Origin of the sequence: Nocardiopsis sp. SBT366 (assembly GCF_001083815.1) — a bacterium.
Taxonomy (GTDB): Bacteria; Actinomycetota; Actinomycetes; order Streptosporangiales; family Streptosporangiaceae; genus Nocardiopsis; species Nocardiopsis prasina.
In genome coordinates, this window is the sequence record NZ_LAVM01000049.1 from 16,623 (window position 1) to 34,483 (window position 17,861).

Annotated in this window: 15 protein-coding genes; 7 read left to right on the forward strand and 8 right to left on the reverse strand. The window is 70.8% G+C overall.

Annotated elements, in window-relative coordinates; genetic code table 11:
- Nucleotides 1–450: 450 nt before the first annotated feature.
- Together ADX84_RS16075 and ADX84_RS16080 are read right to left on the reverse strand one after the other, a co-directional pair.
- Nucleotides 451–945 (reverse strand): hypothetical protein, encoded by a 495-nt coding sequence (locus ADX84_RS16075; RefSeq protein ID WP_234004012.1) that lies wholly within the window; start codon nucleotides 943–945, stop codon nucleotides 451–453.
- An 86-nt stretch (nucleotides 946–1,031) separates the two neighbouring features.
- The gene (locus ADX84_RS16080; protein ID WP_049574853.1) at nucleotides 1,032–1,547 is read right to left on the reverse strand and encodes a gluconokinase; all 516 of its coding nucleotides are present in this window, start codon (nucleotides 1,545–1,547) and stop codon (nucleotides 1,032–1,034) included.
- A 120-nt stretch (nucleotides 1,548–1,667) separates the two neighbouring features.
- On the opposite strand from ADX84_RS16080, the gene ADX84_RS16085 reads away from it, so the two are divergent.
- On the forward strand, nucleotides 1,668–2,375 hold the full coding sequence (locus ADX84_RS16085) for a FadR/GntR family transcriptional regulator (protein WP_049574855.1): 708 nt from the start codon (nucleotides 1,668–1,670) through the stop codon (nucleotides 2,373–2,375).
- A 4-nt stretch (nucleotides 2,376–2,379) separates the two neighbouring features.
- On the opposite strand, the gene ADX84_RS16090 is transcribed toward ADX84_RS16085, so the two are convergent.
- Nucleotides 2,380–3,756, reverse strand: coding sequence for a GntP family permease (locus ADX84_RS16090; RefSeq protein ID WP_049574859.1), 1,377 nt, complete (start codon nucleotides 3,754–3,756; stop codon nucleotides 2,380–2,382).
- A 310-nt stretch (nucleotides 3,757–4,066) separates the two neighbouring features.
- On the opposite strand from ADX84_RS16090, the gene ADX84_RS16095 reads away from it, so the two are divergent.
- Entirely contained in the window at nucleotides 4,067–4,699 is a 633-nt protein-coding gene (locus ADX84_RS16095) for a DJ-1/PfpI family protein (protein WP_049574865.1), read from the forward strand.
- 54 nt (nucleotides 4,700–4,753) lie between these two features.
- Here ADX84_RS16095 and ADX84_RS16100 read toward each other — a convergent pair whose 3' ends face one another.
- The gene (locus ADX84_RS16100) at nucleotides 4,754–5,767 is read right to left on the reverse strand and encodes a MerR family transcriptional regulator (RefSeq protein WP_049574915.1); all 1,014 of its coding nucleotides are present in this window, start codon (nucleotides 5,765–5,767) and stop codon (nucleotides 4,754–4,756) included.
- Between the two features lie 150 nt (nucleotides 5,768–5,917).
- Here ADX84_RS16100 and ADX84_RS16105 point away from each other — a divergent pair, with 150 nt between their 5' ends.
- The 4 genes from ADX84_RS16105 to ADX84_RS16120 all read left to right on the forward strand — a co-directional run bounded on the left by ADX84_RS16105 (nucleotide 5,918) and on the right by ADX84_RS16120 (nucleotide 10,673).
- Nucleotides 5,918–6,922, forward strand: a complete 1,005-nt coding sequence (locus tag ADX84_RS16105; protein ID WP_049574868.1) for a low specificity L-threonine aldolase — start codon at nucleotides 5,918–5,920, stop codon at nucleotides 6,920–6,922.
- 147 nt (nucleotides 6,923–7,069) lie between these two features.
- Nucleotides 7,070–7,858 carry an IclR family transcriptional regulator gene (locus ADX84_RS16110; RefSeq protein ID WP_049574869.1) on the forward strand — a complete coding sequence of 263 codons (789 nt, stop codon included), beginning with the start codon at nucleotides 7,070–7,072 and terminating at the stop codon, nucleotides 7,856–7,858.
- Nucleotides 7,859–8,233: 375 nt separating this feature from the next.
- Nucleotides 8,234–9,733: a glycerol kinase GlpK gene (gene glpK / locus ADX84_RS16115; protein WP_049574871.1), complete on the forward strand. Its 1,500-nt coding sequence runs from the start codon at nucleotides 8,234–8,236 to the stop codon at nucleotides 9,731–9,733.
- Nucleotides 9,734–9,911: 178 nt separating this feature from the next.
- Nucleotides 9,912–10,673 (forward strand): MIP/aquaporin family protein, encoded by a 762-nt coding sequence (locus ADX84_RS16120; RefSeq protein WP_199776612.1) that lies wholly within the window; start codon nucleotides 9,912–9,914, stop codon nucleotides 10,671–10,673.
- A 71-nt stretch (nucleotides 10,674–10,744) separates the two neighbouring features.
- Here ADX84_RS16120 and ADX84_RS16125 read toward each other — a convergent pair whose 3' ends face one another.
- The gene (locus tag ADX84_RS16125; protein ID WP_049574875.1) at nucleotides 10,745–11,599 is read right to left on the reverse strand and encodes a helix-turn-helix transcriptional regulator; all 855 of its coding nucleotides are present in this window, start codon (nucleotides 11,597–11,599) and stop codon (nucleotides 10,745–10,747) included.
- A 456-nt stretch (nucleotides 11,600–12,055) separates the two neighbouring features.
- Between ADX84_RS16125 and ADX84_RS16130 the strand changes: the two genes are divergently transcribed.
- The gene (locus ADX84_RS16130; protein ID WP_049574883.1) at nucleotides 12,056–13,624 is read left to right on the forward strand and encodes a glycerol-3-phosphate dehydrogenase/oxidase; all 1,569 of its coding nucleotides are present in this window, start codon (nucleotides 12,056–12,058) and stop codon (nucleotides 13,622–13,624) included.
- A 251-nt stretch (nucleotides 13,625–13,875) separates the two neighbouring features.
- Here ADX84_RS16130 and ADX84_RS16135 read toward each other — a convergent pair whose 3' ends face one another.
- The 3 genes from ADX84_RS16135 to ADX84_RS16145 all read right to left on the reverse strand — a co-directional run bounded on the left by ADX84_RS16135 (nucleotide 13,876) and on the right by ADX84_RS16145 (nucleotide 17,860).
- A complete protein-coding gene (locus ADX84_RS16135; RefSeq protein WP_017581854.1) occupies nucleotides 13,876–14,079 on the reverse strand; it encodes a cold-shock protein in 204 nt (67 codons plus the stop codon).
- Between the two features lie 279 nt (nucleotides 14,080–14,358).
- Nucleotides 14,359–16,860 (reverse strand): glycoside hydrolase family 2 protein, encoded by a 2,502-nt coding sequence (locus tag ADX84_RS16140; RefSeq protein WP_049574886.1) that lies wholly within the window; start codon nucleotides 16,858–16,860, stop codon nucleotides 14,359–14,361.
- Nucleotides 16,861–16,948: 88 nt separating this feature from the next.
- Nucleotides 16,949–17,860 (reverse strand): ATP-binding cassette domain-containing protein, encoded by a 912-nt coding sequence (locus tag ADX84_RS16145; RefSeq protein WP_049574889.1) that lies wholly within the window; start codon nucleotides 17,858–17,860, stop codon nucleotides 16,949–16,951.
- Nucleotide 17,861: the final 1 nt, after the last annotated feature.

The window sequence follows — 17,861 nt, forward strand, 5'->3', positions numbered from 1 at the left end:
CCGGACGGAAGGGGCCCGGCGGTGAGCGTCCCGTGACCACACGGGCCACGCGCGCCCCGGGCCCACGGCGTCCCAGCACCGTGCCGAAGCCATGGCCGAGCGGGGACGTCGTCCCAGGTCGCCAGGCATGAGCCCAGCAACCCGGGGATGGACCAGTCGGATCGTCCAGCTCCGCCCCGGGGGCAGTGAGCCCCCGCGAACGCGGGAGTGGACCGTGGCTGGACTCGCGAGCGGAACTCGGGATCCTGTGAGCCCGCGAACGTGGGGACGGCCGCCGCCCCTCTTCAAGCGCACGTCATGATCGTGAGCCCCGCGAACCCGGGAGTGGACCGTCCTTCATCCTGGAGACCAGGTGCCCGGCGACGTGCCCCGCGAACGCGGCGACGGACAGCGCGGACGGGAAAGGGGTGCCCCGACCAGTAGCCGGGACACCCCCCTCGTGGCGAACTCCTAGGACTCGCACCAGCGGCGGACGTTGGTGCTCCACAGGGCGATGTTGGTGACGATGGCGAAGAGGGCCACCACCACCGCGACCAGCAGCATCGGAGTGTCGGCCAGGCGGGCCGCCGTGTTGAGCGCGGAGACGGCCACGCCGAGGGCGACCACCGCGCCGAACTGCGCCATGCGCCACAGGACGTATCCGGCGCGACGCACGGGCAGCACCAGCGCCACCAGGCCCAGGGTGACCAGCGACGCCAGGACCACCTGCACCCACAGGTCGCGCACGATCGGCGCGGGCGCGCCAGCGTCCAGCGTCGCCCACGCCCGGTAGGCCAGCCCGGCGAACGCGGCGGCGGTGACGAACATCAGGACACAGGTCTGCCGAACGTCCTGCGGGGGCCGCACACCGGGGCGACGCGCGGCGAGCAGGCTCTGCCGGGGGGCCGGCAGCACACTGAACGGCCGGGAGTCGGAGGTTACGGGGGACGTCTGGGTGTCTTGCATGACGAACAGGTTCGCGTGCCGGGGCGTACTACACAAGTGGAGCAAAACCCCCGCGCATGTGGTGGTCGTCTCCCGGCGGTGTCCGGTCAGGTCAGGGAGAGGCCCAGCCGCTCCGACACGTACTCCAGGGCCTGCGCGCTGAGCTGGGTGAGGTCGCCGCGCACGTCGAGCTCCAGCCCCTCCTCGTCCGGCCCCAGGCGCTCCAGGGTCTCCAGCTGGGAGCGCAGGAGCGCGGGCGGCATGAAGTGGTCCCTGCGGGCCTCGATCCGCTCCCAGATCACCTCCTCCGTGCCGTGCATGTGGACGAAGTGCACGCCGGGTGCCCCTCGGCGGAGTACGTCCCGGTAGGAGCGCCGGAGCGCGGAGCAGGCCATCACCGTGGACTCCCCCAGCGCCTCGTGCGCGGCGATCCACTCGGCGAGCTCGGCCAGCCAGGGCCACCTGTCGTCGTCGGTCAGCGGTACCCCTGCCGACATCTTGGTGATGTTGGCCTCGGGGTGGAAGGCGTCGGCCTCCGCGAAGGGCAGTTCGAGGCGCGCGGCGATCCGCTCGGCGACACTGGTCTTCCCGCTGCCAGATACGCCCATGAACACGAAATGCATGCTCTCTCCGAGTCTTGGCCCGCCGCCCGTGCGCGACGCCGCCACCAATAGTGATATCAATCAATCCGGCTAGGCTGCTCCGTGACCCCGACCGCGTCGCAGGAGATTCCGAGGGACGAGATGGCCACCGAGCACCGAACGCTGCACAACCGGGTGCTGGCGGTGCTCGGTCCGGCGATCGCCGCCGGAGAGTACGCCCCCGGCCACGCCTTCACCCTCCAGGGTCTGGAGGGCGACTTCGGCGTGTCACGGACGGTCGCCCGCGAGGCGGTCCGTGTCCTGGAGTCCATGGGCCTCGTACTGAGCCGCCCCCGGACCGGTATCCGGGTCCGACCCCAACGGGACTGGAGCGTCTTCGACCCCCAGTTGATCCGCTGGCGCCTGGCCGGATCCGGCCGCATGGAGCAGCTGCGCTCCCTCAACGAGCTCCGGGCCGCCGTGGAACCCGGCGCCGCCGCCCTGGCCGCCGAGCGCGGACCCGCCGACGAGCGGGCCCAGCTGGAGGTGGTGGCCGACAGGATGACCCTGACCGGCCAGGCGGGCGAACTCACCACGTTCATGGAGCTCGACATCGCCTTCCACCGTCGCGTCCTGGAGTTGTCCGGCAACGAGATGCTCTCCGGTCTGGCCGAGGTGGTGACCGAGGTGCTCGTCGCACGGACCTCCTACGACCTGATGCCGCACAACCCCCGCCCGGAGGCCCTGCGCCTCCACATGACGGTGGCGCGGGCCATCCGGGACGGGCTGCCCGACGTCGCCGAGGCGGCCATGCGGTCGATCGTCACCGAGGTCGCGGACGCCCTCAGGGACGACGCTCCCGGCCGCTGAGGGCCTACAGGACCAGGTACAGGGCGAAGGCGAACCCGAAGCCGATGAAGCCGATCAGGGTCTCCATGACGGTCCAGGTCTTGAGCGTCGTCCTGACGTCCATGCCCAGGAACCGGCCGACCAGCCAGAACCCGGAGTCGTTGACGTGGGAGAGCGCGGTCGCGCCGGAGGCGATCGCGATGACGATCAGGGCCAGGTCGATGGAGCTGAGCCCGGAGGTGGCGTGCACGGCCGGGGCGATCAGACCGGCGGCCGTGGTGATGGCGACCGTGGCCGAACCCTGGGCCACACGCAGCGCGAGCGCGATGACGAACGCAGCGACGATGACCGGCATGCCCGTGGACTCCAGGCTTCCGGCGAGGGCGTCACCGATGCCGCTGGTGCGCAGGACGCCGCCGAACATGCCGCCCGCGCCGGTGATGAGGATGATCCCGCAGACGGGGCCGAGCGCGCCGCCGACGATCTCCTCGACCCGCTGGCGGGTGAAGCGCCCCTGGCTGAGCACGACCATCGCGTAGAGCACGGTGATGAGCAGCGCGATGGGCGTCTCGCCGACGAGCCGCAGGGACTGGACCCAGACGGCGTCCGCCGGGACGGCTCCGGTCGCGGAGAGGGTGGCCGTGCCGGTGTTGGCGAAGATGAGCAGCATCGGCAGCAGCAGGATGCTGACGACCGTGCCCAGGCGGGGCGGGTTCTCGTGGGTGACGTCGCCGTTGGACATGATGTCGTCCGGCACGGGGATCTCGAAGCGCTTCCCGGCCCACAGTCCGAACAGGTAGCTGGCCAGGTACCAGGTGGGGATGGCCAGGAGGACGCCGACCAGCAGGGTCAGGCCCATGTCCGCGCCGATCTCCACGGCCGCCGTGACGGGGCCGGGGTGCGGCGGCACGAAGGCGTGCATGACCGCGAAGGCACCGGCGGTGGGCAGGGCGTAGGTCAGCACCGAGCCGCCCACGCGGCGGGCCACGCTGAAGACGATCGGCAGCATCACGATGAGGCCGACGTCGAAGAAGATCGGGAAGCCGAAGAGCAGGGAGGCCACGCCCAGGGCCATCGGGGCGCGCTTCTCACCGAACAGCTTGATGAGCGCCCCGGCCAGGACGGCGGCGCCGCCGGTGACCTCCAGCATGCGGCCGATCATCACGCCCAGCCCCACGAGGAGGGCGACGTTGGCGAGGGTGCCGCCGAACCCGTCGAGGAGGGTGGGGACCACCCCGTCGACCGGGATGCCCGCGACCAACGCGGTGAGCACGCTGACCAGGACCAGCGCGATGAACGCGTGCATCTTGAAGCGGATGATCAGGAACAGCAGGAGCGCGATGGCGCCCGCCGCGATCCCGAGGAGGGGACCCGTGCCGTAGACGGGTTCGAAGTTCTCCACGACGGAGCCTTCCAGTGGACGGGACGGTGGGGCTTGGCCGTGCAGGGACACGCCCTTGACCTGCTCTTGGACCAGGCTCCGAGAATGGTAATACCATTTGTGAGCATCTGTGAACACCGGCTATCGATTTTGTGAGTGTGACCCAGCACACATCCACCGGTGCGACGCACTTCAGGACAGGTAACCCCGAAGCACATCGGACCGCATCTTCGCGTCACCAGCGGATAAATCAGGTCACTTCTGGGGCCGATGTGCCGTCCACGGTGCGCGGAGATTGACACCCCACCCACCCAGACCCCAACCTCATGCCATGAGCGCTGAGCCCACCCCCTCTCTGCACCTCGCCGTTTACGACCGGATGGCCGACTGGCACTACGGCCACACCGTCGCGCAGGTGCGGGAGGGAATCGGTCCGCACCGAACCGGCAGCCTCCCTGTCGTCACCGTGGGACTCACCGGGGCCCCGGTGACCACGGCGGGCGGGCTCACCGTGCTCCCCGACCTCACACTCCCCCAGTTCAAGCCCTCCACCAGCGCGATGCTCCTGCTGCCCGGCTCGCCCGACTGGGACGACGACCCGGAGTCGCTGGCGCCCCTGGCGTCAGCGGCGGGCATCCTCCTGGACGCGGGGATTCCCGTGGCGGCGATCGGCGGCGCGACCGCCGGGCTGGCCAGGGAGGGGCTGCTCGACCACCGCGACCACACCAGCTCCGCACCCGACTACCTGCTGGGCACCGGGTACGCGGGCAGTCGCCGCTACCGGGAGGAGCTGACCGTCACCGACGGGGACCTGGTCACCGCGGGCGCCAGCGCCCCGGTCGAGTTCGCGCGGGCTGCCCTGGCCCGGCTCGGCCTGCTCAGCCCGCGCGCCCTGGACGCCTGGTACCGGCTGCACGCCCTCCACGACACGGACGCCTACCTGACGCTGTTGGAGGAGGCCTGACCCGTTCGGGCACGCCCGAACGCCCCCTCGCCGTGGGCGACCGAGCCGTCGGCGTCAGGAGCCGGTGACGGCGGCGCTCATGGCGTCCGCGATCCAGACGTAGGGAGTCGGGTCCTCGTCGTGGTCCTCGGCAACACCGTTGATGACGGCCACCAGGGCCAGGTACCGGCCGTGGGTGTCGTCGTAGCCGGGCCCCTCGGAGACGGCGTCCTCCTCGGCGATCCGGCGCAGGAGGTCGGGGACCTGGCGGAACCCGTCGGCCATCCGGGCACGGACCTCCGGGGTGAGCGGGGTGTCGGACAGGGCGACCGCCGCCTCCATGAAGCGTGTGACGGCCGACTGCGCGCGTGAGGACCCGGGGGACTCTCCAGCACGGTAGGCGGCGAGGAGGTCCTCCATGAGGGGCGCCCCGCTGTCGTGGATGAAGTCCTGGAACGGCTCGGTGGCCACAGTCCGTGCCTCGGGCGCCGAGTAGGTGTCCCGGAGGTGGGCGCGTACCGCGTCGCGGAACTCCCGGTCCCGCACCAGGTCGGCCAGGGTGATCCAGGCCTCCAGCTGCGCGGCGGTGGGCTCCTCGGGCAGGACCGGGCGCATCGCGCGCAACCGGTCGACGAACCCGTCCGGCACGTCGAGTCCCTCCGCCACGTCGTTCCAGAAGTCGTCGATGGTCCGTTCCCGCTCCTCGTCGGTCATCGTCACCAGTCGGTGCATCAGGTCGGCCCGCGCCGTCTCACCCCCCTGCCTGATCAGGGCCCTGAGCACCGCCCGCCTGGCCCTCAGAGTGCGCTCCTGCCGCTCGACGATCCCCAGGTGGGTCATGAGCACACCGTGCAGGGTCGCCTCGCCGGTGAGCAACCGCCGGATCTCGCTCAGGTCGGTGTCCAGCTCGCGCAGGGTACGGACGAGTTCCAGCCCGGCGATGGCGTCGACGTCGTACATCCGGTGCCCGGCCTCGTTCACGCCCGCGGGTCGCACGACCCCGGCGTCCGCGTAGTACCGGACCGCGCTGACGCTCAGCCCGCTGCGGCGCGCGGCGTCTCCGATGGGGTACAGCTCTTCGTGGTTCATGGGGACCACTGTGGTGTCTCAAGCGGCTTGAGGCGCAAGCCCGTCCGGAGGGGCCCGAACCGGCCCGGTCCGGGCCCCGGGGGACCCGCGCAGTATCGTCGTGGGCGCACCCCACATCGTCGTGGGCGCACCCCACGCCGAGGAGGAACCTTGATCGACCTGCGTTCCGACACCCTGACCCACCCCACCCCCGCGATGCGCCGGGCGATGGCCGAGGCCGAGGTGGGTGACGACGTGTTCGGCGAGGACCCCACAGTGCGCGCGCTGGAGGAGGAGACCGCCGCGCTGCTGGGCCGGGAGGCCGCGCTGTACGTGCCCTCCGGGCACATGGCCAACCAGCTCGGCCTGTACGTGGCCACCCGCAGCGGCGAGGAGGTGTGGGCGCACGAGCACCACCACCTCATCGGCGACGAGCAGGGCGCCACCGCGGTGCTCGCCCGTGTCCTGCCCCGGATGTACTCGGGTGAGCCGTTCCCTCGCCAGGAACTGCTGGAGTCGTGGATCGCGGGCGTCGGCGACGTGCACCGGGCCGACCCCGCCCTGGTGTGGCTGGAGAACACCTTCTCGGGGCAGGTGCTGCCCCTCGCCGAGCAGCGCCGGGTGACGGACTTCGCGCACGCGCACGGCCTCCGGGCCCACCTGGACGGGGCCCGGCTCTGGAACGCCGCCGTCCACCTTGGGGTCTCCCCCGCCGAGGTGGCCGCCGGATTCGACTCCGTGTCCGTCTGCTTCTCCAAGGGCCTGGGCGCCCCGGTGGGCTCGGCACTGGTCGGTGACACCGACACGGTCCGGCGAGCCCGACGCGGTCGCAAGCTGCTGGGCGCGGGCATGCGTCAGGCAGGGATCATCGCGGCCGGCGCCCTGCACGCGCTGCGCCACCACCGGGAGCGGCTGGTCGAGGACCACGAGCGCGCGGCCCGGCTCGCCGAGCGGCTGGAGGGCCTGCCGGGGGTGTCGGTCGAGGCCCGGACCAACATGGTGCTGCTGACCACCCCGGAGGGTCGGGCCGGACGGTACCTGGAGGCCATCGCCGCCGAGGGGGTCCGGGCGATCGGCGGGGGTGCCCGCGTGCGGCTGGTGCTGCGCCAGGAGATCACCGACAGCGACGTCGAGGACGCGGCGAAGGCGATCACCCGGGCGGCCGCGTCGGTCTGATGTGGACGACCGCAGGTCAGCGCGGTGCCGCGTCGGTAGACTTGGCCGATCACGTGCGAACCCGGGGCGCCCACAGGTGTTGCGCATCACATCGCGTAGTAGCATCGGGCGTATGACATTGTCGTACTAGAGAGTGGTAGCACCGCAATGCCGGGAAGAATCCAGTCCATCGAACGCGCCGCCGCCATCCTCCGGCTCCTGGCCAGTGGCGCCCGCGGACTGAGTCTGGCCGAGGTCTCCCGCTCCCTGGAACTGCCCAAGGGCACCGCCCTGGGCATCCTGCGCACCCTCCAGCACGTGGGGTTCGTGGAGCAGGACCCGGAGTCGGGCCGCTACCGCCTGGGCGGCGGGATGCTCAGCCTGGGCACCCGCTACCTGGACGGGAACGAACTCCGCACCCGCGCCCTGAACTGGGCCGACACCCTGGCCTCGCGCAGCGGTGAGAGCGTGCGGATCGGCACCCTGCACAAGCACCAGGTCCTGGTGGTCCACCACGTCTTCCGCCCGGACTCCTCCCGGCAGACCCTGGACGTGGGCACCCTGCTGCCGCTGCACTCGAGCGCGCTCGGCAAGGTCCTGATGGCCTTCGACCCCCTGGCCGTGCCCGAGGAGGTCTCCGCCGTGGAGACCGACTCCCCCGTCGAGCTGACCGCCTTCACCCGCCACACCGTGACGTCGATGGCGACGCTGGAGGCCCAGCTGTCGGAGATCCGCGACAACGGCTGGGGCTGGGAGGCCGAGGAGCTGGTGGACGGCGAGGTGTCCATCGCCGCGCCCATCCGCGACCGCCGGGGGGTGACCGTCGGCGCCATCGGGGTTCGGGGCGCCGTCGAGCGCCTGCGCGGTGAGGACGGTAAACCCGACATGGAACAGGTCTCCTACGTGCGCGACGCCGCCCGGGCCATCTCCCGTGAGTTGGGCGTCACACCCTACTGAGCCGGGCCTCACGCTCTGACCCCGGGCTTCGCGCCCGATCCCCTCCGCCCGCGTGCCGCCGGGCCCCCGCCTGCCTTCACACGCCTTCCCACGCCCCGCCGGGCAACGGCGGGGCCAATGGCGTTCACCGCTTCGCCCCACTTTGGGTCAGGGCCCGGAGTGGTGCTTTCCGCGTCCGCGCCCGTCCTGAGACAGTGTCCGCGCGACCGCGTGATCCACGCAACACGATTGCGTCACACGGCCTTGACATGGGAAGGAAAAACGGTTGAAACTATCGCCTATTCATACGTCAATGTCGTACATCGTTCGGTGAGCACCGCCGATCACACCGATTCCCACCCCAATCCAGAGCCGTCCACCTGAAGGCGAGCACCGATGAGTCAGCAGTACGTCGCCGCGATCGACCAGGGCACCACGTCGAGTCGCTGCATCCTCTTCGACCGGGACGGACGCATCGTCTCGGTCGACCAACGAGAGCACCGACAGATCTTCCCGAAGCCCGGTTGGGTGGAGCACGACGCGCTGGAGATCTGGACCAACGTCGAGGCCGTGGTCCAGGAGTCCCTTCGCAAGAGCGACATCACGCCCGACCAGATCGCCGCCATCGGCATCACCAACCAGCGTGAGACCACCCTGCTCTGGGACCGGGAGACCGGCGAACCGGTCTACAACGCCATCGTCTGGCAGGACACCCGCACCGACGACATCGTGCGCGAGCTCGGCGCCGACGGCGGCCAGGACCGCTTCCGCCCCAAGTGCGGCCTCCCCCTCGCCACCTACTTCTCCGGCCCCAAGATCCGATGGCTGCTGGACAACGTGGACGGTGTCCGGGAGCGCGCCGAGCGCGGCGAACTGCTGTTCGGAACCATGGACACCTGGCTCATCTGGAAGCTGACCGGACGCCACGTCACGGACGTCACCAACGCCAGCCGCACCATGCTGATGAACCTGGCCACCCTCGACTGGGACCCCGAGGTCCTGGAGGCCATGGAGATCCCGGCCAGCCTGCTGCCGGAGATCCGCTCCTCCTCGGAGGTCTACGGCGAGTCCACCGGCTACCTGGCGGGCACCCCCGTGGCCTCCTCGCTGGGCGACCAGCACGCCGCCCTGTTCGGGCAGACCTGCTTCGACCCGGGTGACGTCAAGGGCACCTACGGCACCGGCACGTTCCTGGTGATGAACACCGGCACCGAGCCCGTGACCTCGAACAACGGCCTGCTCACCACCCTGGGCTACAAGATCGGCGACGCACCCGCCGTGTACGCCCTCGAGGGCTCCATCGCGGTCACCGGCTCCCTGGTGCAGTGGCTCCGCGACAGCCTGGGCCTGATCTCCTCCGCGCCCGAGATCGAGACGCTCGCGCGGACCGTCGACGACAACGGCGGCTGCTACATCGTCCCGGCCTTCTCCGGCCTGTTCGCCCCGCACTGGCGCAGCGACGCCCGGGGCGTGATCGCCGGTCTGACCGGCTACGTGAACAAGGGCCACATCGCCCGCGCGGTCCTGGAGGCCTCGGCCTGGCAGACCCGCGAGGTCGTCGACGCCATGAACGCCGACTCCCAGATCGACCTCACCACGCTGAAGGTCGACGGCGGCATGACCGCGGACAACCTGCTCATGCAGATCCTCTCCGACGTGCTCGACGCCGAGGTCGTGCGGCCGATGGTCGCCGAGACCACCTGTCTGGGCGCGGCGTACGCCGCCGGGCTGGCGGTCGGATACTGGCCCGACATCGAGACCCTGCGCGCCAACTGGCACAAGGCCGCCGAGTGGAACCCCCGGATGGAGCCCGCGGTCCGGGACCGCGAGTACCACAACTGGAACAAGGCCGTGCAGCGCACCCTGGACTGGGTGGAGCACGAGGACGCCAAGTAGCACCGGGTCGGCGGGGAACGGGTCGGTCACGCGAGCGACCCGCCCCGGGTGACCGACCCTCGCGACGACCGCGTTCCCGGGACGCCCCCGTCACCAGGGGCCCGCGGCGCGGACCCCGGACACCGGGAGGTGTCCGGCCCATCCATCTCGGCTGCCCCGTCACGGGGCGGAGGTCTCCATGGAAAACATGTCGGTGTACCTGGCGGAGTTCGTCGGTACGGCCATCCTGATCCTGCTCGGCGGCGGTGTCGTCGCCGGCGTCTCACTAGCCCGTTCCAAGGCCCTCGCAGCGGGCTGGATCGTGGTGACGTTCGGCTGGGGTATGGCGGTCGCGATGGCGGTCTACGTCGTCGGCGCCGTCTCCGGCGGCCACATCAACCCGGCCGTCACGCTCGGTCTGGCCAGTATCGGCGAGTTCGAGTGGGCGCTGGTTCCCGGCTACATCATCTCCCAGCTACTGGGTGCCATCGTCGGTGCCTGCCTGGTCTTCCTGGCCTACTTCGCGCACTGGAGGATCACCGACGACCCCGAGGCCAAGCTCGGCGTCTTCAGCACCGCGCCCGGGGTGCGCAACCCGGTCGCCAACCTCACCACGGAGATCATCGGTACCGCGATGCTGGTGCTGGGCGTCCTCGGAATCGGCGGCAACGAGGGGTCGGTCACCAAGGGCGACGCCGACCTGTCCGCCCTGTTCGCGCACGGACTGGCTCCGCTGCTGGTCGGTCTGCTGGTGCTGGCGATCGGCCTGTCGCTCGGTGGCCCGACCGGGTACGCCATCAACCCGGCCCGTGACCTCGGTCCCCGTATCGCGCACGCGCTCCTGCCCATCCCGGGCAAGGGCTCGTCCGACTGGGGGTACGCCTGGATCCCGGTGGTCGGCCCCCTCGTCGGTGGTGTGATCGGTGCCTGGATCTGGCACCTGACCGGCTTCGGTGCCTGAACCGGGGTCACACCAGCGCTCGTTGGGGGCGCCCGGCCACGGCCGGGCGCCCTCCGGCGTTCACGGGACCCTCACGGGCCCAGGTGGAACTCCTCCAGGTAGTCGAGGGTCTCCCCGGGCCGCAGCGCCACCAGTCTGAGGTGGTTGACCAACTGCTGGTAGCGGGCGACCTCGTCGGGCTCCTCCAGGTAGATGCCGTCCGTGGCGGTCTCCAGGTAGACCACCGTGGGGTCGATGGCGTGGGGGAACTCCAGGATCACGCAGGACCCCCCGGCTCCGGGGTTGAGCTTGGCGGCCCGGGTCATCTGCACGGTGACGTTGGGCCGCTGGGCCATCTCCAGGATGTGTTTGACCTGGGCCCGACGGACCTCGGGGTGGTCGTGCAGGCGCAGCAGGGCGCCCTCGTCGAAGATCGCGCACAGCTCGGGAGGGTCCTGGTCCTCCAGGATGCGCTGGCGGGTCATCCGGGCGTCGATGTCCCGGCGGATCTCCTGGGGATTGGCCAGGCACGCCTGGGCGGCGACCCTCATGTACTCCGGGACCTGGAGGAGCCCCGGGATCACGACGGGCTGCCAGGACGTGATGCGCCTCGCCTCGGTCTCGAATCCGACGAACCGGGCCGCGAGCACGTCGCGGTACCGGGACCACCAGCCGCGTTCGAGGGACTGTCGGCACAGGTCGAGGATCTCGTCGAACTCTCTGCCCCGGGGGACCTCACAGGCGTCCAGGATCGCCCTGATCTCCGGAACGCTGGGGCGTTTCTTGACCCCGGACTCGATGTTGGAGTAGGTGGACTTGGAAAGGCCAGCGGCCGCCGCGGCCTCTTCGCTGGTCTTGCGGGCGGCGAGCCGCACCCGCCGCAGTTCGGCGGAGAGCCGGCGCCGCCGGATCGTGGGTGAGTACCTAGTGGCCATGATGTCGTTCATCGTAGGACCGGAGATGCCTCCCAAGCGGGACAATCCGGGGAACTCGAAGTCCAGACACGCATCTCGATTGCGGAATCAGGAAATCAGGTTCCTTGGCTCTGGATTCCAGACTTCCAGGGGGACGAACTTCGCCAATCACGCCTTGGCGCTACATGTCCGGCAGCGGACCGCGCCGCTGGATCGCGCATCGGGTGTCTGGTCCGACTCTCCCCGGACCGGTTCGACAATGCCGAACCACAGTGGACAGCCAGCGACCACTCGACACCCCAGGGTCACACCAACCCCAAAAGGTCCCAGTCCAGCCCTACCCATCCAGCCTCGATGCCCGTAACCGTGGCGCCGATCCGCTGGATCGTTCGGCATTGTCGTATTATGTGTACGACACCCACCTGAAACGTGGAGCCCGTTCAGGTACGTGCGGTAACGCCCCCCTCCCCAACGGACGGAGCACCAGCCATGACCGCCAGCGCACACCGCAGTGACGCCCGAACCCACCGAGCGCGCACGCGCGAGGAACTCACTCGGGGCACCTTCGACCTCCTCGTCATCGGCGGCGGAATCCTCGGCACCTCCGTCGCCTGGACCGCCACCCAGGCGGGCCTGCGCGTGGCCATGGTGGACGCGGGCGACTTCGCCGGGGCCACCTCCAGCGCCTCGTCCAAGCTCGTGCACGGCGGCCTGCGCTACCTTCAGACCGGCAACGTGCGCCTGGTCGCGGAGAACCACAAGGAACGGCGTTCCCTCGCCTCCGACGTGGCTCCGCACCTCGTCAACCACCGGCCCTTCCTCGTCCCCGTCTACTCGGGGGGACCGCACGGTGCCGCCAAGATGGGCGCGGGCGTCTTCCTCTACTCCGCGCTCTCCGCATTCGGCGACGGCATGGGCCGCCTGCTCTCCCCGCTCCAGGCCAAGCGACTGGCGCCGGGGCTGCGCACCGAGGGGCTCAAGTCGGTGGCCGCCTACAGCGACCACCAGATGAACGACAGCCGCATGGCGGTCATGACCGTGCGGGCCGCCGTGGACGCCGGGGCCGTGGTGCTCAACCACGCCGAGGTCCGGGGGCTGCGGACCACCCGCGGCCGGGTGACCGGCGCCGACCTGCACGACCGGGTGAACGGGGACGACTTCGGGATCGACGCGCGCCTGGTCCTCAACGCCACCGGCCCCTGGGTGGACCACCTGCGCCGGATGGAGGACGCCGCAGCGGCGCCGAGTGTGCGGCTCTCCAAGGGTGCCCACCTGGTGCTGAGTACCCCCGACCCGTGGAAGGCCGCGCTCACCATCCCGGTGGACAAGTACCGCGTGTCGTTCGCCATCCCCTGGGAGGGGCACCTGCTCCTGGGAACCACCGACGAGTCCTACGAGGACGACCCGGCCGAGGTCGGCGTGGTCCCCTCCGACGTCGACCAGATCCTCGGGGAGGCCGCGCTGGGTATCGACGCCTCCTACCTCGACCGCGACCGCATGACCTACTCGTTCGCGGGGCTGCGCGTGCTGCCCGGCGGCCCCGGGGACACCAGCTCCGCCAAGCGGGAGACCGTGGTCACCCAGGGGCGAGGCGGCATGCTCTCAGTGGCCGGGGGCAAGTGGACGACCTACCGGCACATCGGCCGGACCGTCCTGGAGGAGCTGCGCAAGGTGTCGGCGGTGCCGCTGGCCGAGGACATGGCCGACCCGCTGCGGACCGTGCCGCTGCCCGGTCTGGCCAGCCCCGACGCGGTCGCCCAGCGCCTGATCATCGACCGCGATCCGGGTGCCCGCCTCGACCCGTTGGTGGCTCGGCACCTGGCGTCGCACTACGGAAGTCTGGCGCTGGACATCGCCGGTCTGGTGCGCGACCAGCCGGAGCTGGGCGAGCGCATCCACCCGGACGGGCCGGACGTCTGGGCGCAGGTCGTGTTCGCCCGCGACCGCGAGTGGGCCGTGACCGTCGACGACGCGCTGCGCCGCCGGACCACGGTCACCGTGCGGGGCCTGGACACCCCCGAGGTGCGGGAGCGCACCCGCGCCGTCCTGGAGGCCTGAGCCCCGGCAGGAGGGCCACGAGCCCTTCGGGAGGACTCCTCTCACACACACCGGGACCCCGGGGCCGTCAATGACGGCCCCGGGGTCCCTCACGTGCGCCCGGGCTGACCCTCGGGGCTCACTCCGGAACCGCCACCGGCCTCGCGGCGACGGGTCCCGGACACGCGAACGCCCCCGGAGAGACGAACTCTCCGGGGGCGTTCAGCGACGTTCACGCCCACAAGGGGCGACATCGCTACGTCTATGCGGTCTTAGATCGCGACGACGTTCTCGGCCTGCGGGCCGCGGGTGCCAGCGACGATCTCGAACTCCACGCGCTGGTTCTCCTCCAGGTTACGGAAGCCCGAACCCTGGATGGCGCTGTAGTGAACGAAGGCGTCGGGGCCACCGTCGTCGGGGGAGATGAAGCCGAAGCCCTTCTCGCCGTTGAACCACTTCACAGTTCCCTGAGCCATGTTTTCTCCTTCAGCTCGGTGTACACGGACGCATACTCACACGCCCGAAAATTGCCGCGAGCCGACTCCAAGAGAAACCGCCCGCCGGTCACAAACTCCGCGGGCAAGACACCAACTGCGAAATTCAACGACTAACAATCTTCTTCGAAGGTACCACAGTCACGTCGGGTGGCGAGGGGTTTCGATGTGGCAACCCGCACGGCCCGTCGAGGAATACCGACGGGCCGTGCGGGGAACGCGTGTGAACCCTGTGGTGTCCACCGGAGTGTCACACCCGCATCACCCAGGGGTCACGAGCGTGTCGTTGACGCACCTCAGCACAGGTGGCCGCGTCACGGCCCCCGGATCGAGAGCCGCACCGCCCAGCACGGTGAAGGTGTGCGACTCGTCGGGCAGCAGTGTCACCAGAGCGCTGTCCGCGCTCACTCCCGGATCGAGTCTGTCGACGTTCAGGACCAGATCCCGCAAGAGCACGCGAGCATGGACCGTCACCCGCAAATCGGAACCGTCCACCCGTGTTTCCACATCGAATTCCGGCTTTCGGTACTCCAGGTCGAGATCGCGGGAGAAGAACCACCACGCCCGCTCTCCCACGCCGTCGACGGTGAGCACCTCGCGGGCGGGCTCTCCCGGCTCGGCGAGCCCCGAGGGCACCGGTACGCGCAGCGCACCGCGCGGCTCCACCCGCACCTCGTGCGCGGAGGCCGCCAGGGCCCTCCCGGTGGCGGTGTCCCGCCGGGCGAGGGTCACCTCGGTGGTCCACTCCTCGTCGGTGTCGTTGCCGAGGACCACCACCAGCCCCTCCGGGGTGGGCTGGACCGTCGCCACCCGGTCCGCGTACACGCGCCGCAACGCGTACCACAGGGGCTTGCGACGCCCCGCGCCGTCCACCGCCGCCCACGACGTGACCGGCCAGCAGTCGTTGATCTGCCACATCACCGTGCCGGTGCAGTACGGCCAGGTGGACCGGAAGTGCTCGATCCCCACGGTGAGGGCGCGCGCCTGGTTGACCTGCGTGAGGTAGTGCCAGTCGTCGTACTCCCACTCCCGGTCCCCGAAGTGCGCGGCGAGCCCACGCGCGAGCTTGCCGTTGCCGTCCTCGGCCTTCTGGTGGTGCAGCACACCCGGGGAGGTCTGGGTGAGCGGGTCGTCGGTGACCGCGCCCCGCAGCGTGGCGTGCGCGGGCGGCGCCTGGTAGCCGAACTCGGCGGCGAACCGGGGACGGTGGTCGCGGTAGACCGTGTAGTCCTCCTGGTTCCACACGTCCCACAGGTGCATGGTGCCGTGCTCGGGCGCGTTGGGGTGGACCCCCTCACCCTCGGAGTAGGGGCTGCCCGGCCAGTAGGGGCGCGTGGGGTCGAGTTCGGCCACCACGCGGGGCAGCACGTCCAGGTAGTACCCGGCGCCCCACGCACGGCCGTCCAACCGTTCCTTCCACCCCCAGTCCTCGTGGCCCCAGATGTTCTCGTTGTTGCCGCACCACACCGCCAGGCTGGCGTGCGGGGCCAGCCGAACGACCGCCTCGCGCGCCTCCGCCTCGACCTCGGAGGCCAGCGGCTCGTCCTCGGGGTAGGCGGCGCAGGCGAAGAGGAAGTCCTGCCAGACGAGGATCCCGCGCTCCGAGCAGAGCTCGTAGAAGTCCTCGGACTCGTACATCCCGCCGCCCCACACACGCAGCAGGTTGATCCCGGCGTCGCGGGCCTGCTCGATCCGCTCCCGGTAGCGGTCCCGGCCGATCCGGCTCGGGAAGGCGTCGTCGGGGATCCAGTTGGCTCCCCTGACCAACACGTCACGGCCGTTGACCTGGACGGCGAAGCCCGTTCCCTCGTGGTCGGGCTCACTGCGCACGGCCACGTTCCGGAAGCCGATCCGGCGCTGCCACGTGTCGAGCAGGGGGGTGCGCGGCCCGGCCCCGGAGAGCTCCACCACGAGGTCGTGCAGGGGCTGGTCGCCGTGGCCGCGCGGCCACCAGAGCGCGGGGGCGGTCACCACGAGGTCCAGGACCGCCTCCGTCCGCCCCGGCCCGAGCGTGACGGCCGTGGTGGCGCCGCCGACCGTCGCCGTGAGGGTGAGGGGAAGGTCGGCGCCGGGCCCGGTGCGCTCCACCTCCACGTGTGCGCTGACCCGCCCCAGCGAGGCGTCCTCGGAGACCGAGACCAGGGGCCGCACCGAGGCCAGCCGCGCGGTGGACCACGCGTGCAGCCGGATCGGCCGCCAGATCCCGGAGGTGACCACGGTCGGGCCCCAGTCCCAGCCGAAGTTGCAGGCCATCTTGCGGATGTACTGGTAGGGCTCGTCGTAGGCGCCCGGAAGAGCGCCCATGCGCTCCCGGTTGCCCTCGGCGTACCGGTAGGGGGAGGCGAACACCACGTCCAGGGCGGGGGCCGGGCCGCCCTCGGCCAGCGCCCCGGTGACGTCGAAGCGGTACGAGCGGTGCATGTTGGCGGTCCGCCCGACCTCCCGGCCGCCCACCCGGACCTCGGCGACGGTGTCCAGCCCCTCGCAGACCAGGTCCACGCGTTCGGCGGCCCCCACCGACGGGTCCAGGCCCTCCAGGGTGCGCGTGTACCTCCAGTCCGTCCGGCCGATCCAGCCCAGCCCGTCCTCGTTGTCGTCGAGGTAGGGGTCCTCGATCAGGCCCCGGTCGAGGAGGTCCGTGTGGACACAGCCCGGCACGGTGGCCGGGACCCCTCCCAACGCGGCGGCCGGGTCCGGCACGGAGCCCTCGTGGGGCACCGCCGTCAGGGTCCAGCCCTCGCACAGGTCGAACCAGGAGGTCATACGCGCTCCCTCTCACTACTGCCTGGGTACCGCTTCGGTACCGCGGTGTTCGGTCCGGGGCGGGCCCGGCGAGGGCCCGGCCCCGGGGTCAGTTCTGGTCGATGCCGACGAAGTGCCCCTCCTCGACCTCCACCAACGGCGCGGAGTCGTCGCCGTCCGCGACGGTGGGCAGCTCGACGTCCTCGGGCGGGTTCGCGGCCAGCTCCGCGTCCACCTCCGCCCAGGTGCGGTGCAGCTGCGGCACACACGAGAGCAGGTGGCGGCTGTAGGGGTGCAGGGGGTTCTCGAACACCCTGCGGGTGGGGCCCAACTCGGCGATGGCCCCCTTGCGCAGGATCACCGACCGGTCGCTGACGTAGTTGCCCAGGGACAGGTCGTGGGTGACGAACAGGACACCCAGCCCCCGCTCCTTGAGGTCGCCCAACAGGTTGAGCACGTCGATCCGCGTGGAGGCGTCCAGCATGCTGATCACCTCGTCCGCGACCAGCAGCCGCAGGTCGAGCAGGAGCGCCCGCGCGATGAGCAGGCGTTGCAGCTGCCCGCCGCTGAGCTGGTGCGGGTACTTGTCCAGCACGTTCTCGGGGTCGAGGCGAACAGTGCCCACCACGTCCAGGACCCGGTCCCGCCAGTCGGCGTCCGAGACCTCCGGGAAGTAGGAGGAGCGGATCATCTCGAAGACGCGGTCGGCCTTGAAGATGGGGTTGAAGGAGCTGAAGGGGTCCTGGAAGACCCCCTGCACCCGGCGGTAGTACTCCTTCCGGGCCGCGAACCCGCGCAGCCGCGACACGTCACGGCCCTCGAAGCGGATGCTGCCGGAGCTCACCCCGGTCAGGCCCAGCACCATCTTCCCGATCGTGCTCTTGCCGCTGCCGCTCTCCCCGATCAGCGAGACGACCTCGCCGGGTTCGACGGTGAGGTTGACGTCCCGGACCGCGCGCAGCTTCGCGCCGCCGAACGCACCCACCCGGTACACCTTGTGCACATGGCTCAGTTCCAGCACG

Excerpts from the sequence above, each read along its gene's own strand:
- ADX84_RS16075 (WP_234004012.1), bottom strand. The coding sequence starts at position 945 with ATGCAAGACACCCAGACGTCCCCCGTAACCTCCGACTCCCGGCCGTTC.
- ADX84_RS16080 (WP_049574853.1), bottom strand. The coding sequence starts at position 1,547 with ATGCATTTCGTGTTCATGGGCGTATCTGGCAGCGGGAAGACCAGTGTC.
- ADX84_RS16085 (WP_049574855.1), top strand. The coding sequence starts at position 1,668 with ATGGCCACCGAGCACCGAACGCTGCACAACCGGGTGCTGGCGGTGCTC.
- ADX84_RS16095 (WP_049574865.1), top strand. The coding sequence starts at position 4,067 with ATGAGCGCTGAGCCCACCCCCTCTCTGCACCTCGCCGTTTACGACCGG.
- ADX84_RS16100 (WP_049574915.1), bottom strand. The coding sequence starts at position 5,767 with ATGAACCACGAAGAGCTGTACCCCATCGGAGACGCCGCGCGCCGCAGC.
- ADX84_RS16110 (WP_049574869.1), top strand. The coding sequence starts at position 7,070 with ATGCCGGGAAGAATCCAGTCCATCGAACGCGCCGCCGCCATCCTCCGG.
- glpK (WP_049574871.1), top strand. The coding sequence starts at position 8,234 with ATGAGTCAGCAGTACGTCGCCGCGATCGACCAGGGCACCACGTCGAGT.
- ADX84_RS16120 (WP_199776612.1), top strand. The coding sequence starts at position 9,912 with ATGGAAAACATGTCGGTGTACCTGGCGGAGTTCGTCGGTACGGCCATC.
- ADX84_RS16125 (WP_049574875.1), bottom strand. The coding sequence starts at position 11,599 with ATGAACGACATCATGGCCACTAGGTACTCACCCACGATCCGGCGGCGC.
- ADX84_RS16130 (WP_049574883.1), top strand. The coding sequence starts at position 12,056 with ATGACCGCCAGCGCACACCGCAGTGACGCCCGAACCCACCGAGCGCGC.
- ADX84_RS16135 (WP_017581854.1), bottom strand. The coding sequence starts at position 14,079 with ATGGCTCAGGGAACTGTGAAGTGGTTCAACGGCGAGAAGGGCTTCGGC.
- ADX84_RS16140 (WP_049574886.1), bottom strand. The coding sequence starts at position 16,860 with ATGACCTCCTGGTTCGACCTGTGCGAGGGCTGGACCCTGACGGCGGTG.